The 14,554-nt window shown below is 70.3% G+C and carries 10 protein-coding genes; 2 read left to right on the top strand and 8 right to left on the bottom strand.

The genetic code is table 11. The features are described 5' to 3' along the window. Nucleotides 1-90 precede the first annotated feature (90 nt). The 5 genes from ACTOQ3_RS36055 to ACTOQ3_RS36035 form a co-directional block, all read right to left on the bottom strand. A complete protein-coding gene (locus ACTOQ3_RS36055; RefSeq protein WP_440087949.1) occupies nt 91-906 on the bottom strand; it encodes a carbohydrate ABC transporter permease in 816 nt (271 codons plus the stop codon). Continuing rightward, entirely contained in the window at nt 903-1,781 is an 879-nt protein-coding gene (locus tag ACTOQ3_RS36050; RefSeq protein ID WP_440087947.1) for a carbohydrate ABC transporter permease, read from the bottom strand. The genes ACTOQ3_RS36055 and ACTOQ3_RS36050 overlap by 4 nt, the downstream gene beginning before the upstream one ends. A gap of 85 nt (nt 1,782-1,866) precedes the next feature. Beyond that, a complete protein-coding gene (locus tag ACTOQ3_RS36045; RefSeq protein WP_440087945.1) occupies nt 1,867-3,171 on the bottom strand; it encodes an ABC transporter substrate-binding protein in 1,305 nt (434 codons plus the stop codon). A gap of 10 nt (nt 3,172-3,181) precedes the next feature. Then, nucleotides 3,182-5,527: a TIM-barrel domain-containing protein gene (locus ACTOQ3_RS36040; RefSeq protein WP_440087944.1), complete on the bottom strand. Its 2,346-nt coding sequence runs from the start codon at nt 5,525-5,527 to the stop codon at nt 3,182-3,184. Between the two features lie 99 nt (nt 5,528-5,626). Beyond that, a complete protein-coding gene (locus tag ACTOQ3_RS36035) occupies nt 5,627-6,409 on the bottom strand; it encodes a permease-like cell division protein FtsX (RefSeq protein WP_440087943.1) in 783 nt (260 codons plus the stop codon). Nucleotides 6,410-6,649: 240 nt separating this feature from the next. Here ACTOQ3_RS36035 and ACTOQ3_RS36030 point away from each other — a divergent pair, with 240 nt between their 5' ends. Beyond that, entirely contained in the window at nt 6,650-8,731 is a 2,082-nt protein-coding gene (locus tag ACTOQ3_RS36030) for a beta-galactosidase (protein WP_440087942.1), read from the top strand. 179 nt (nt 8,732-8,910) lie between these two features. Here the strand turns inward: ACTOQ3_RS36030 and ACTOQ3_RS36025 are convergent, their stop codons facing one another. The 3 genes from ACTOQ3_RS36025 to ACTOQ3_RS36015 all read right to left on the bottom strand — a co-directional run bounded on the left by ACTOQ3_RS36025 (nt 8,911) and on the right by ACTOQ3_RS36015 (nt 13,016). Continuing rightward, the gene (locus ACTOQ3_RS36025; protein WP_440087941.1) at nt 8,911-9,321 is read right to left on the bottom strand and encodes a type II toxin-antitoxin system VapC family toxin; all 411 of its coding nucleotides are present in this window, start codon (nt 9,319-9,321) and stop codon (nt 8,911-8,913) included. Next, nucleotides 9,318-9,638: a type II toxin-antitoxin system Phd/YefM family antitoxin gene (locus ACTOQ3_RS36020; RefSeq protein ID WP_440087940.1), complete on the bottom strand. Its 321-nt coding sequence runs from the start codon at nt 9,636-9,638 to the stop codon at nt 9,318-9,320. The genes ACTOQ3_RS36025 and ACTOQ3_RS36020 overlap by 4 nt, the downstream gene beginning before the upstream one ends. A 216-nt stretch (nt 9,639-9,854) precedes the next feature. Continuing rightward, nucleotides 9,855-13,016 carry a BTAD domain-containing putative transcriptional regulator gene (locus ACTOQ3_RS36015; protein WP_440087939.1) on the bottom strand — a complete coding sequence of 1,054 codons (3,162 nt, stop codon included), beginning with the start codon at nt 13,014-13,016 and terminating at the stop codon, nt 9,855-9,857. A gap of 279 nt (nt 13,017-13,295) precedes the next feature. Between ACTOQ3_RS36015 and ACTOQ3_RS36010 the strand changes: the two genes are divergently transcribed. Then, nucleotides 13,296-14,495 (top strand): cytochrome P450, encoded by a 1,200-nt coding sequence (locus ACTOQ3_RS36010; RefSeq protein ID WP_440087938.1) that lies wholly within the window; start codon nt 13,296-13,298, stop codon nt 14,493-14,495. Nucleotides 14,496-14,554: the final 59 nt, after the last annotated feature.

The following is a 14,554-nucleotide window of genomic DNA, read 5'->3' as shown; positions in this document are numbered from 1 at the left end:
CGCCTCCAGGTCAGGGGGAGTCGAACGGGACGCCGTCCGCCCCCGAGCGGCGTACGGCGTCGGGGGAGTGCCGAGGAAGGCCGGGAGGGGTCACTTGACGGCGCCGACGGTCACGCCGCGGGTCAGCGTGCGCTGGAAGATGAGGAAGAAGACGACGGCCGGGAGGATGCCGAGCAGCGCCGAGGCGCTGGACATCGTCGCGTCCATCATCTTGTCGCCCTGCAGGACGCCCAGCGCGACCGGGACCGTCTGGTTCTCGTTCGAGATGAGGAAGACCAGCGGCAGGAAGAACTCGTTCCAGGTCCAGATGAAGAAGAAGACGAGCAGCACGCTCAGCGTCGGCCTGCTGATCGGCACGACGACCTGCCACAGGGCCCGCCACTTGCCCGCTCCGTCGAGGGCCGCGGCCTCCAGGATCTCGCGCGGGAAGCGGCCGAGCACCGAGGCGAGCAGGTACGTCCCGAAGGCGCTCTGGATGACCGTGAAGATGATGATCACCCCGAGCCGGGTGTCGTAGAGGCCGACCTGCTTGGCCAGGTAGTACAGGGGGTAGACCAGCGCCTCCTGCGGCAGCGTGTTGGCCACCAGGAAGAGGACCAGGATCCACATCCGGCCGCGCACCCTGCCGATGCCGAGCGCGTAGGCGTTGAGCACCGACAGCACCGTGGCGAGCACCGCGACCGAGCCGCTGATCAGCAGGCTGTTCCACAGCTTGCCGCCGAAGTCGACCCGGTTCCAGAACTCGACGATCCCGTCGAGGTAGAGCTCCGAGGGCAGGCCGAGGGGCCCGCCCGAGGAGTAGTCGGCCGGGGACTTCAACGCGTTGAGCGTGACGATGGCGAACGGCACCAGCATCGCGACGGCCAGTACGACCAGCGAGATCAGGACCGAGTATTTCCGGATCATGCTTCCCTGTCCTGAACCCGCAGGAAGAACACCGTCACCGCGATGATCACGAGGGTGAGCACGGTGGCGATCGCCGCGCCGTACCCGACGTTGGCCTTCTCGAAGAAGTTCTGGTAGCTGAAGTAGGACGGCACGAGCGTGGCCCCGCCAGGTCCGCCCCTGGTGAGCACGAAGATCGGCCCGAAGACCTTGAGCGCGGCGATCGTGCAGGTCAGCAGGACCACGTAGATCTCCGGCCGGATCTGCGGGGTCGTGATGTGCCAGAACCTGCGCCACCACGACGCGCCGTCCATCTCGGCGGCCTCGTACAGGGCGGGGTCGACCCGCTGCAGCCCGGCCATGAAGATGACGACCGGGTAGCCGATCTGGAACCACACCATGATCGCCATCACGCTCGGCAATGCCCAGGCCGGGTCGCCGAGCCAGTTCCTCGGCTCCATCCCCAGCGCCCCGAGCAGCTCGTTGAGCGCCCCGAAACGCGGGTGCATGATCCAGCCCCAGACGATCCCGGCGACCGCGACCGGCAGCACCTGCGGCAGGTAGTACGCGGCCCGCAGCGCCCCGGCGGTCCGGGGGCCGAACCTCCTGCTCACGTGGTCGAACAGGGCCGCCGCGAGGACCAGGCCGATGAGCGTGGGGACGACCGCCATCGCGACGATCAGCGCGACGTTGTTGCGGAAGGAGGTCCAGAACCGCGCGTCGGCCACGAGCCTCGCGTAGTTGTCCAGCCCGATCCACCGCGGGTCGCCGACCCCCTGCCACCGGGTGAACCCGATCCCGACGTTCATCAGGAACGGCACCGCGACGACCGCGGTGAACAGCACGGCGCTCGGCAGCAGGAACACCCGGTACCCGCGGTCGCGAGACCTCTGCATCGGAGGTCTCCTCTCTGTCTCCGTACGTACGCCCTGCGCCGTGACCTGACATGACGGCGTCACGGCACGGGGCGCGAAGGGGGGGTCAGTTGCCGAGGTCGGCGAGGTTCTCCTCGTACGGCGCGGCGATCTCGTCCAGAACCTGGTCGGAGGTCTTGGTGCCGTTGATGATGTTCTGCACGCCCGACACGAGGACGTCGTAGTAGCCGGGCGCCGGCCAGTCGGGGTAGAAGGCCAGCCCGTCGGAGGTCGAGAGCGTGTTGAAGTTCTCGATCAGCTCCTTGCTCTTCCCGTCGGTGATCGCGGCGGTGTCGGCGGCCACCGGGATGCCGCCGGAGTTGCCGAGCAGGTTCTGGATGTCCTTGCTCATCGTGATGTCGATGAAGTCGTAGGCCAGGTCCTTGTTCTTCGCGTTCTCCGGGACGACCCACATGTTGCCGCTGGACCCGGCGCTCATCGTGTTGCCCGGCCACAGGAACGAGCCCCACTCGAAGTCCTTGATCTCGCTCGCGAGGCGGCCGTACCACCAGCTGCCCGTGACCATGATCGGATACTTGCCGCCGATGAAGGACACGCCCATGTCCTCGGCCTTGATACCGGCGGAGTCCTTGCCGATGTAGCCCTTCTTCACCCAGTCGGCGAGGGTGTCGGCCGCGTATTTGAACTCCGGGCCCTTGAAGTCGACCTTGCCCTTGTAGAGCTGGAAGGCGTCCACCCACGGCCGCTGCGCCTTGCTCAGCGCGAGCTGGTAGAAGATCTGCTGCGCGGGGTACTCGGCGCCGCCGACGGCGAGGGGGGTGGTCCCGGCCTTGGCGAACGTGTCGAGCGCGGCGGTGAACTCCTCGAAGGTCGTGGGCACCTTCACGCCCGCCTTCTCGAACGCGTCCTTGTTGTAGTAGACCATCACGTACTCGGCGTAGTTGGGGACGCCGTACCACTTGCCCGCGCCCATGACGCCGCGCTCGTCGTATCGCGCGGTCGTCTGGATGGAGGGGCTGAGCAGCTTGTCCCAGCCCCGCTTGGTCACCTCCGGGGTGAGGTCGGTGAGCAGGCCCTGCTTCGACAGCAGGCCGGCCGAGGCGTTGCCCTTGTTGTACTCCATCACGTCGGGGACCTCGTCCGAGTTGAGGATCATCCCCGCCGACTGGCGGATCTGCTCGAACGCCTTCTCCTCGAACTTCACCGTCACGCCGGGGTGCGTGGCCTGGAACCGCTTGACGGCCTCGGTCCAGGCCTTGCCCATCGCGCTGTCGGCGCCCTCGTAGTACCAGAGCTTCAGGACGCGGGGGCCGTCCGCGGCGGGCGTCTCCGCCGCCTTCTCGGTGCCGCCGCAGGCGACGAGCACCGCGAGCGCGGCCACCAGGGCGACACCCGCCTTGAGGTTGACCATGGTTCTTCTCCTAGATGGTGGTGATGACGATCGGGACGCCTGGGCCCACCAGCTCGACGTCCGCGATCCGCGCGCTCCCCGAGACGGTCATCCGCAGGCCCTCCCCCTCGGGAACCGCGGTGATCGTGGTGTCCCCGTCGAGGTCGGAGACGGTGGTACGGATCTCGCCGTTCTCCCCGGATCCGGAGCCGGTGTACGGACCCGCGTCCGGGCCGGAACCGCCGCCGACGCCGTACGCGACCAGGGTGATCTCCCCGAACGGCCCGTCCCCGACGGTCCCGCCCGGGTCGGCGAGGACGGGGACGATCGCGCCGCGCCGGGCGAAGAGGGGGACGCGGTCCAGCGGCGGGGCGACCGTGACGTACCGGCCGCCGGGCAGGATCTCGCCCGTCCAGTGGTCCACCCACTCCCCGTGCGGCAGGTAGACCCTCCTGACCTGCTCCGGCGAGGTCATCGGCGCCACCAGCAGGTCACGGCCGAGGAGATACTGCAGGTCGGCCTGCCAGGCCACCGGGTCGTCCGGGTGGTCGACGCACAGCGCCCGCATCATCGGCGCCCCGGTCCTGGCGGCCTCGACGGCCGCCGTGTAGATGTACGGCATGAGCCGGTAGCGCAGTCTCAGCGCCTCGACCGCCTCCGCCTCGACCTCGGGGAACTCCCACGGCTCCCGGCTGGTGGTGCCGTGCAGGCGCAGCAGCGGGGAGAGCGCGCCGAACTGGGTCCACCTGACGTACAGGTCGTCGGTGGGCCGGCCGGTGAACCCGCCCGCGTCGTGGCTCCAGAACGGGACGCCGGACAGGCCGTGCGCCAGCCCGCCGCGCAGGGTGCTGCCCATCGCGGCGTAGCTGGTGTAGGTGTCGCCGCTCCACTGCGCCGAGTGCCGCTGCCCGCCGAGGAACGACGAGCGCGCCCACACCATGCCGTGCCCGGCGATCTCCCGGGTCACCTCGGAGACGGCGTCGTTGAACAGCAGCGTGTAGACGTTGTGCAGGTCGGTGCCCGACATGCCGTTGGCCGCGACCGCGTCGTGCGGCACGCCCTCGGCGAAGTCGGTCTTGAAGACCTGGACGCCCTGCTCCAGCAGCGGGCGGAGCAGCCCCTTGAACCACTCCACGGCGGCGGGGTTGGTGAAGTCGACGATGCCGCAGGCCGGGTAGGAGCCGTGCCAGCAGTCGGCCACGTAGACCTCACCATCCGGCTTTTTAAGGAAATATCCGCTTTCGGCGGCGGGCGGGAAGGCCGGGCTGAGGTGGGAGATGTACGGGTTCATCCACAGGCAGACCTTGAAGCCCATCGCGTCCAGCTCGGCCAGCATCCCCGCCGGGTCGGGAAAGCCCTCCGCGTCCCAGCGCATGTCCGACCAGTGCCCGTCCGTCTGCCAGTACGTGTCCAGATGGAGCACGTCGCACGGGATCCCCCGCTCGCGGATCCGCCGCGCCCTGGCCATCACCCGCTCCTGGGTGTCGACGAAGAACCCCGAGGAGATCCAGGTGCCGAACGCCCACTTCGGCGGGAGCAGCGGGCGGCAGGTCAGCAGGTCGTACCGGCCGAGCACCTCCGGCGGGGTGGGCCCGGCGATCACGTAGTAGTCGATCAGGTCGTCGGGGACCACGATCTGCACGCAGCTGTGCGTGGACTGGCACACGTCGAACTCCACCGGCGTCCCGCTGTCCACCAGCACCCCGTAACCCCTGCTGGACAGGTAGAACGGGATGTTCTTGTACGCCCGCTGCGACTCGGCGCCGAACGCGTCGAAGTTCCACATCACCGGCCGCTGGCCGCGCTTGTCGAGCCGGGTGAACGACTCGCCGAAACCGCCGAACGCCTCGTCGGCGGGGGCCGCGAAGCTCTCGTGGTAGCCGACCACCGCGCCGTCCGCGCTGGAGCGGCCGAACGGCAGCGTGCGCAACCGGCCGCTGATGTCGGTGTGCCCCCGGTCCTGCTCCAGCAGCGGCGCCCCGCTCGCGTCGGTGAACCTCAGGTGCCAGGGTGCCAAAGTGATCTCCGCGCGGAGCGATCCCGCGTCGAGCACGATCGTCCCTTCGCGGCTCTCCACCCGCGCCCCGGCGAACTCCCCCGGCGTGACCATGGAGATCGCGGCGGCCGACCTGGTCCGCGCGTCCGCGTCCTGCCCGAGCCTGACCCGGATCACCCCCTCGCCCGCCACGCCCACCTGGACCAGGAGCGTCTCCTCCGCCGAGGTCACCGCCTTCAGGATCACCCCGGCCGCGTCGGAGGCCACCGGCTCCGCCGAGATCAGCGCCGACAGGCCGCCCTCGCCGTGCGAACGGACGGGCAGCTCCGGCGGATCGGCGACGAAGTACTCGTGCGCGACCAGGGGAGGGCGGTAAGGCATGGGGACTCCAGCACTCGGGCTCTCGTTTGCTGAATTAGTTTTACGTCCAAACCAACAAACGTCAATGCCTCCGACCCGCAGCCCCCTCGGACGGGTCCGTCAGGAGTCGAGGCCCCCGGGAGCGCACAGGCCCCTGTTCCCCTCGGAGATCTTCCGAAGGTTCTCGGTGATGCACTTGCGGTTGAACACGCTGGCCACTCCCGGCAGCGTCTTGGCCGTCTCGATCACGGTGTTCCAGTCGGTCCCCGGCCTCATCTTCAGCGTGAACGACTCCGTCATGTTCGCCTCGACGATGCGCTGGGCCAGCTTCGGCTCGTCGCGGCGGAATTCGGCGTACGCCTCACGTTTGTCCACGAAGGAGATCGCCTCCACCTGCGGCATGGCCCCGAGCGTCCGCTCGACCACCGCCTTGTCCCGTGGCGTGGCGGCCTCGCCCCCCAGGATGGGGTCCGGCGGAGGACCCGAGCCGCCGTCGTCCTCGGGAAAGCCGCCGCCACCGCACGAGACGAAAGGCGAGTCGTCCTCGCAGAAGAACACGACGATCTCGGGATCCCCGTCGTGCCACTCCGGCACCAGGGCCCCCATGGCCGCGAGCGTGAGCGGCCTGTCCTCGCCGGAACCCCGCGCGATCACCGTCGTCGTCACCGCCCCCGCCACGACGGTGGCCGCGACGACCGCGACCACGAGGCGCGGGACCGGGCGGAACTCCGGATCGCGCAGCGACAGCCGGATCACGTCGGCGTCACTCGCGACGGCGGGCTCCCCCGGTACGGCGCCCTCGGCCAGGTCACCCGCGTCGCCCACGTCGTCCGCGAGGAACGAGGCGGGAAGGACCAGATCGGGAAGGGCGCGATCAGGGGGACGATCGCTGTTGACTCTCATACGGAGGATGCCTTTCGTGGGGCAACGGACGCTGTTATTGCCCGCACCCCGCCGCCGTCTTCACGAGAAGGCTCGCACGACGCCCCGGCGCCCGATTCCTCACATGAGTCGTCCGCGGGTGAGGTGACCTGGAAGCCGCGAGCGGGGAGGCATGAGCGCGCGGACCGGAGTCCGCGCCCTTGAACGGGACCGGCGACCCGTGATAATTAGTTTATCCTCCATCCAAATAGAGGAGTGGCCGTGGACTGGCCTGGGCGGTTCGGCGCGCTGTGCTACGGCGGGGACTACAACCCCGAGCAGTGGCCGCAGGAGGTCTGGAAGGAGGACGTCGCGCTGATGCGGCGGGCCGGGGTCAACCTGGTCAGCGTCGGGGTGTTCTCCTGGGCCCGGCTGGAGCCGTCACCCGGCGTCCACGACTTCGGGTGGCTCGACGACATCCTCGACCTGCTGCACGACGGCGGCATCGGGGTCGACCTCGCCACCCCGACCGCCTCCCCTCCCCCCTGGTTCGGCCTCGCCCACCCCGACGCGCTCACCGTCACCCCCGACGGCGTCCGGCTCACCCACGGCAGCCGCGACACCTACTGCGTGCACGCCCCCGCCTACCGCGCCGCCTGCGTCCGCGTCGCCCGCAGCCTCGCCGAGCGCTACCGCGACCACCCGGCGCTCGCCATGTGGCACGTCCACAACGAGTACGGCACCGCGTGCCACTGCGAGCACGCCGCCTCGGCCTTCAGGACCTGGCTGCGCGCCCGGCACGGCACCCTGGACGCGCTGAACGACGCCTGGACCACCTCGTTCTGGAGCCAGCACTACTCCGCGTGGGAGCAGATCACCCCACCCCGCGCCACCCAGTACCTGCCCAACCCCTCCCAGGTCCTCGACTTCCGCCGGTTCGTCTCCGACGCGATGCTCGACCACTTCCGCGAGCAGAAGGCCGTATTGCGGGAGCTCACCCCCGGCGTCCCGGTCACCACGAACTTCGTCCTCGGCGACTGGGCGCCGGTGAACCACCGCCACTGGGCGGCCGAGGTCGACCTCGTCGCGATCGACCACTACCCGTCGGCCGACCCGCCCGCCGAGACCGCCTTCGCCGCCGACCTGGCCCGCGGCTGGGCCGCGAACCCGGAGCGCGGCCCGGCCGCGGACCCGGGTCCAGCCCCGGAGCACAGCCCAGCAGCGGACCCGAGCCCGGCCACGGAGCATGCCCCTGAACGCGGCCCGGCCCCCGGAAAACCCTGGCTGCTGATGGAGCAGGCGGTGGTCACCTACACCGGCCCGCGGATGCTCGCCAAGCGCCCCGGTGAGATCACCAGGCTGAGCCTGTCGCACATCGCGCGCGGCTCGCGGGGCGCGATGTTCTTCCAGTGGCGAGCCTCCCGGGGCGGCGCCGAGCTCTGGCACGGCGGCATGGTCCCGCACGCCGGACCCGACTCGCGAATCTTCCGCGAGATCTGCGACCTGGGCGCCCTGCTGCCCACGTTGAAGGACGCCTGCGCGGCCCCCGTCGAGGCCGGGGCCGCGGTCCTCTGGGATGCCGAGGCGAACTGGGCGCTCCAGTCCCCCGGCCTGCCCTCCACCGAGCTGGACTACACCGAGACCGTACGCCAGGCCCACCGGGTCCTCTACCGGCACGGCGTCACCGCCGACCTCGTCCACCCCTCCGCCGACCTGTCGGCCTACCCGCTCGTACTCGTCCCCGCCCTGTATCTCCTCGCCGACGCCGACGCCGACAACCTGCGCCGCTACGTCTCCGGCGGCGGCACCCTCGTGGTCTCCTACCTCAGCGGCGTCGCCGACGAACACGCCCGCGTCCGCCTCGGCGGTCACCCCGGCGCCCTGCGCGACCTCCTCGGCATCCGCGTCGAGGAGTTCCATCCCCTACCTCCCGACGTCGTCCTCACCCTGTCCCCTCCGGACGTCCTCGACGGCGACCAGGGCGAGTGGGACGACCAGGAGGACCGGGGCCACCGGGGCGACCGGCCGGAGACCGGAACGTTCTGGAGCGAGCACGTCCACCTCGAAGGCGCCGAGGCCCTCGCCGTCTACACCGGCCCGCACACCTCCGGCACCCCTCTCTCCGGCCAACCCGCCATCACCCGCCACCCCTACGGCTCCGGCACCGCCCTCTACGTCTCCACCCGCCTGTCCGACACCGCGTACGCCCACCTGCTCGGCCTGAAACCCGCCCCCGTGGAACTCGTACGACGCGGCGAATGGCTCTTCGCCATCAACCACAGCGACGAGGAACACGAGGTAGACGGCCTGCGCCTACCACCCGGCGGCTTCGCCGTACGAGCATCCGGTGACCCGAAGCCTTGATCGTTACAACCCCGACGGCCTCAGAGGAACGTGCTGGCCGCGCGGAGTGCTCACCACCGAGCCAGTGCCGATGTTGCGATCCTCACCGACCCCGGAGGGCCGGTGGTGGAGTTTTTGAGCTGGGATTTCAGTCTTTTCCGGGAGAGAGACGTCCAGTAGGCAGGAAGAACATCTGAGCCTCACCGGGGCCTGGTGACCGGGACCACGGTGAGCAGGTGGTCCAAGCCCTTGAAGTCCTTCGGATTGCAGGTGTAAAGGGGGAGCCGGTTCGCGATCGCCACGCAAGCGATCATCAGGTCAGCTGTCCGGGGGCGGGGTTTACGACCGGAGGCGATGACGGCGGTCCATAACTGACCGTATTCCCGGGCGGCGTTGTCATCGAAGGGCAGGGGGTCGAACTCGGCCTCGGCGGTTTGCAGGATTCTCATCCGCTGGGCGAGTTCCTGCGCTCCGCCGGCCGTCAGTACTCCGACCGATAGCTCCGCGGTGGTGATGGCGCTGATCATCATCTCGTCCGGCAGCTCGTCGGGGTCGATTCCAGCGCGCAGGATGAGAATGTTGGTGTCGAGCAACCCTTGAGCGGAGGTCATTCCCCGTCCTCCGCGAACTCGCCTCTGTCGTAGGCGCGGTCGTAAGGGTCGTAGGGGTCGTCGTTGACGTTGTGATCCATGTCCTCGCGGTATTTTCGGTCGTCCAGGAGCGGCATGCCGCGTGACACGGCGGCGAAATCGGCCCGCGAGACGGCCCGGCGCCGACGGCGGAGGGGAACCAGATCGCCGATGTGGTGGCCGTTGCGTGTGACGGCATAGCGCTCTCCGCGTTCCAGTCCATCCATGATCTCCGCTGACCGGTTGCGCAGATCGCGCTGGGAGATCTGGTGGGAGTGGTCAGGCTCAGGAGTGCTCACCCATGAATCCTATCTTCGCGTGCTACCTGGTGCTACCAGATAGCACCAAGGCATCGTTCGCGTTCCGCCGCGTCTGTATCGACCCTTGCCGCAGTGGCTCTGTCCTGAGATCGGCAAGCATCTGGAGCGCTTGGCACGTCCTATGACCGTCTTGGTGAACCTGGCCCGAGTCAGCGCGAAGGCGTCGGCCCGCGACGCACCGGGCGCGCGCGTCGTTCACGAGGCGAGCGTGATCTCGGCCAGCTCGCGCCAGTCCCGCCGCCCACCGGCACGGGTCGCCTCGGTGAACGCGGTCTCACCGAGGCGGTTCCGCGTGTCCTCGGCGATCCTGGAAACGTCCGGCTGCGAACGGTCCGGCGTGCCGCGCACGCCGTCGCTCGCCGCGAGCAGTCGCGCGGCCTGCTCGTACCGTCCCTGGCGCAGCGCGAGATCCGCGATCCCGATCAGCACCTCGGCGATCAGCGGCGGGTACATCGTCTCCACAGCCGCGCGGAACGCCTCGGCCCGATGCGCGCGGGTCTTCTCGAGATCCTCGGTGAGGTAGCCGTACAGGTCCATGATCTTGGCCCTGGCGCGAACCTTGTCGCTCAGTTCCCCGTTGCCCAGCATCGTCCGCACCGTGGCCAGGTGCCGGTGCGCCTCGTCCGGCTCGCCGCGCCAGCGCGCCAGCTGCGCCTTCGAGAGCGCCAGCTCGGCGAGCGTGTCCGGCCAGGCGATCTCGCCCGTGCACCGCTGCGCCTCGGCCATGGCGGACGTGCTGGACCGCTCGTCGCCGAGCAGCCAGTACAGCTGAGCCTGCCGCGCCCGCAGGCCGACCACGTCCTCGGTCGCGCCCACCTCGGTCAGCGCCACGACCGCCTCCTCGTAGTGCTCGCACGCGCGTGCGAGCTCGCCGCGCGTGGCGAGCCGGTCGGCCAGGAAGGTCAGCGCCATCGAGATCCCCCACCGGTCGCCCAGCGTGCGGAACCCGGCGAGCGCGATCTCGATGTCGGCGTCCACGTCGGTCTCGTCGCCGCCGAGCGTGAGCCGCAGCCGGCCACGGGTGAGCCTGGCCTGCGCGCGCACCCACGGATCGTCGTCGGCGATGAGCGGTTCGAACGCGGGCAGGAACTCCGTCGGCTCCCGCAGCATCCGTTCCAGCGGCCCGATGAACCCGAGCAGCGAGTTGCGATGCCCGCCGCGCCGGATGAGCCGGTGCGCCTCGTGGATCCACTCCCGCGCCTGATACTGATCGCGGCCGGGCCCGGAGGTCACGAACACCGTCACGATGGTGTACGCCATCGCCCGCACATCATCGGACACCTCACCGGGCAGCGAGGCCGCCGCGATGCTCAACTCGGTGCCCTCGGCCCTGTGCCCGCTGAGGTACCAGTACCAGCCCACGGCCGCGACCAGCCGCATCGCCTCCTGCGCCCACCCCTCGGCGATCGCCCCGCGCAGGCCCGCACCGATGTTGTCGCGCTCGGCGTCGAGCGTGGACAGCCACTCCAGCTGCCCGGCCCGGCGCAGGTGCGGATCGGCCGTCTCGGCCAGCTCGGTGAAGTAGGCGAGGTGCGCCCGGCGCGTCGGCTCGGTCTCCCCGGCCTCGGCGAGCCGGTGCGCCGCGTACTCCCTGATGGTGTCGAGCATGCGATAGCGCGGCGTGCCCTCGCCGTCGGCGAGCAGCAGCGACTTCTCGATCAACGCGGTCAGTACGTCGAGCACCTGCTCCCCGGCGAACGTCTCGTCCCCGCACACCCGTTCGGCCGCCTCCAGGCTCGCCCCGCCGGAGAACACCGAGAGCCGCCGCAGCACGCCGCGTTCGGCCTCGCTCAGCAGATCCCAGCTCCAGTCCACGACCGCGCGCAGCGTCTTGTGCCGGGGAAGCGCCGTACGGCTGCCGCCGGTCAGCAGACGGAACCGGTCATCGAGCCGGCGTGCCAGCTGATCGACGGACATGGTGCGCAGCCGCGCCGCGGCCAGTTCGATCGCCAGCGGCATCCCGTCGAGCGCCCGGCAGATCCGCGCCAGGGCCGACAGGGTGTGCGCGTCGGAGCCGATGTCCTTGCGCAGCAGGCCCGCGCGGTCCCGCAACAGCCGCACCGCGGGCGAGGACCCGACCTCGGCGGGGTCCGCTCCCTCCGCGGGCAGCGCGAGCGGCTCGACCTGCCACAGCACCTCCCCGGTGATGCCGAGTGGTTCCCTGCTCGTGGCCAGGATCCGCAGTCTCCGGCACTCTCCCAGAAGCCGGTCCGCGAAAGCCGCCGCCGCCTCGATCATGTGCTCGCAGTTGTCCAGGATCAGCAGGATCGCGCGCTCCCGGAGCGCGGCGATGAGCCGATCCATCGGTTCCCCGCCCCGCGCGCCGCCGAGCAGCGCCTGGTCACGCAGGCCGATCGCGGCGAGGGCGGCCTGCGCCGGCTCACCGCCCGCCCGGACCGAGGCCAGTTCGATCAGCCCCGCCCCGTCCGGCAGCTCGGCGAGCATCGTCCGCGCGGTCTCCGTGGCCAGCCTCGTCTTGCCGGAGCCACCCGCCCCCGTCAAGGTGACCAGCCGGTGCCTGGTCGACAGACCCGCGACCTCGGAGACGTCGTCGTTCTTGCCGACGAAACTCGTCAGCCCGGCGCGCAGGTTCGTCCTGTGGTTCTCCGCCCGCTCGCCCAGCTCGCCCCGCAGCAACGCGGTGTGCAGCGCGGAGAGCTCGGCCGACGGATCGGCGCCCAGCTCCTCGGCGAGCCGCTCGCGCGTCCGCTGGTACACGGTCAACGCCTCGGCACCGCGCCCCGCCTCGGCGAGCGCGCGCATCAGGGCCGCCACGAACCCCTCCCGCAGCGGATACGTGGCGACCAGCTCGGTCAGCTCGGAGACCAGCTCCGAACCGCGGCCGAGGCGAACATCCGCCTCCACCCGATCCCCGAGCGCGGCGACGTGGAGTTCGTCCAGCCGCGCGACCGCGGCGTCGAACACGTCGCTGTCGCGCGGTGCGACGTCCGCCATGGCCGTACCGCGCCACAACGCCAGGGCCGAGCGCAGCAGGTCCGCCCGCGCCGCGGGCTCGGCGGCGGCGCGGGCCTGACCGACCAGCTGCTCGAACCGGCACACGTCCACGGCGTCGGGAGCCACCGCCAGCCGGTACCCGCCGGACTCCGCCTCGATCACACCGTCCGGCAGCACCCTGCGCAGCCTGGACACCAGCGCCTGCAGGGCGTTCACCTCGTCCGCGGGCGGCCGTCGCCCCCAGATCCAGTCCACCAGCCTCGCGCGCGTGACGATCCGACCGGGTTCGAGGGCGAGTGCGGCCAGCAGCGCGCGCAGCCTGATCCCGGGAACCTCAACCACGGCCCCGTCGCGGTTCCGGACCTCGAACGGCCCGAGCAGTCCAACTCGCACATCAGTCATTGTGCCGAACCGTGTCAGCGGCCGTGTCAGCACGGCGACGGCCCGGTATCAGCGCGGTCGGCGACGGTGGACGCCATGAACGGTCCGGCGAGTACGGCCTCGGAGCCACGGAAAACGCGTCATCGCGTCTTCACGCGGCGCCATCACCGCGATCGACGCCGGGTACTCGCCTGAGCGCACCTCCCGTGGTTGACAGAACTTCTGAACGCGACGTGGTTTCCGAGCCGCCAGAAACACGTAATATCTCGAGTAGCACCCAGGCCGACGAGAGGAACGACCATGGAGCACACCCTCGCCACGCTGCCGGCCGCGCGCCAGCCCGGCTGCCCCTTCGACCCGCCCAAGGAGCTGGTCCAGGCCCGCGAGCACGGCCCGATCAGCCGCTACACCTTCCCCGACGGGCACGAGGGCTGGCTGGTCACCGGATACGACCTGGTCCGGTCGGTCCTGGCCGACTCGCGGTTCAGCTCGCGCAAGGAGCTCATGCGCCACCACCCGCTGATCGACTACGGCGACATCGAGGTCCCCCCGGCGCCGCCCGGCGAGTTCCTGCTGATGGACGATCCGCAGCACAGCCGCTACCGCAAACCGCTGGTGGGCAAGTTCACCGTACGGCGGATGCGGCTGCTCACCGAGCGCGTCGAGCAGGTCACCGCCGAGCACCTGGACGCGATGGAGAAGGCCGGGCCGTCGGCGGACCTGGTGACCGCGTTCGCCAAGCCCATCCCCTCCGTCATCATCTGTGAGCTGCTGGGCGTGCCGTACGAGGACCGGGGCTCCTTCCAGGAGCACATCGACAAGTTCCTCGGCGGGGAGGCCGGCGACGAGGAACTGTTCGCGGCCTACGCGGCGACCCAGGAGTACCTCGCGGAGCTGGTGGCCGCCAAGCGCGCCGACCCCACCGACGACGTGCTCAGCGACCTCACCGACAGCGATCTGACCGACGAGGAGCTGCGGGGTGTCGCCCTGATCCTGCTGGCGGCCGGGTTCGACACCACCGCGAACATGCTGGCGCTGGGCACCTTCGCGCTGCTGCGGAACCCGGAGCAGCTGGCCGCGCTGCGCGCCGATTCCGGGCTCGCCGACGGGGCCGTGGAGGAGCTGCTGCGGTATCTGAGCGTCGCCAAGCAGTTCATGCGGGTCGCTCTGGAGGACGTCGAGCTGGGCGGCCGGACCATCAAGGCCGGCGCGACGGTCATCCTGTCCTACAACACCGCCAACCGCGACCCCGAGCGCTTCGCCGATCCCCACGCGCTCGACCTGCGCAGGCAGGACGGCGGGCACCTGGCCTTCGGCCACGGCATCCACCAGTGCCTGGGCCAGCAGCTGGCCCGCGTCGAGATGCGGGTCGCCTTCCCCGCGCTGTTCAACCGCTTCCCCACGCTGCGCCTGGCCGTACCGGCCGAAGAGGTCCCCCTGCGCCCGGAGACCGCGGACATCTACGGGGTCAAGAGCCTCCCCGTCACCTGGGACGTGTGACCGCGAGCACCCGGCAGAAAAGGGTGCAAGCGGGTGTCTAGCGTGATGCAATGATCCGC

This window comes from Streptosporangium sp. LJ11 (assembly GCF_051918945.1).
In the GTDB taxonomy this organism is placed as follows: domain Bacteria; phylum Actinomycetota; class Actinomycetes; order Streptosporangiales; family Streptosporangiaceae; genus Streptosporangium.
This window is presented reverse-complemented; position numbering and strand designations above follow the sequence as displayed.

Bases quoted from the DNA above. Each gene is read 5' to 3' on its own strand.
- ACTOQ3_RS36055 (WP_440087949.1), bottom strand. From the start codon at position 906: ATGATCCGGAAATACTCGGTCCTGATCTCGCTGGTCGTACTGGCCGTC.
- ACTOQ3_RS36050 (WP_440087947.1), bottom strand. From the start codon at position 1,781: ATGCAGAGGTCTCGCGACCGCGGGTACCGGGTGTTCCTGCTGCCGAGC.
- ACTOQ3_RS36045 (WP_440087945.1), bottom strand. From the start codon at position 3,171: ATGGTCAACCTCAAGGCGGGTGTCGCCCTGGTGGCCGCGCTCGCGGTG.
- ACTOQ3_RS36040 (WP_440087944.1), bottom strand. From the start codon at position 5,527: ATGCCTTACCGCCCTCCCCTGGTCGCGCACGAGTACTTCGTCGCCGAT.
- ACTOQ3_RS36035 (WP_440087943.1), bottom strand. From the start codon at position 6,409: ATGAGAGTCAACAGCGATCGTCCCCCTGATCGCGCCCTTCCCGATCTG.
- ACTOQ3_RS36025 (WP_440087941.1), bottom strand. From the start codon at position 9,321: ATGACCTCCGCTCAAGGGTTGCTCGACACCAACATTCTCATCCTGCGC.
- ACTOQ3_RS36015 (WP_440087939.1), bottom strand. From the start codon at position 13,016: ATGACTGATGTGCGAGTTGGACTGCTCGGGCCGTTCGAGGTCCGGAAC.
- ACTOQ3_RS36010 (WP_440087938.1), top strand. From the start codon at position 13,296: ATGGAGCACACCCTCGCCACGCTGCCGGCCGCGCGCCAGCCCGGCTGC.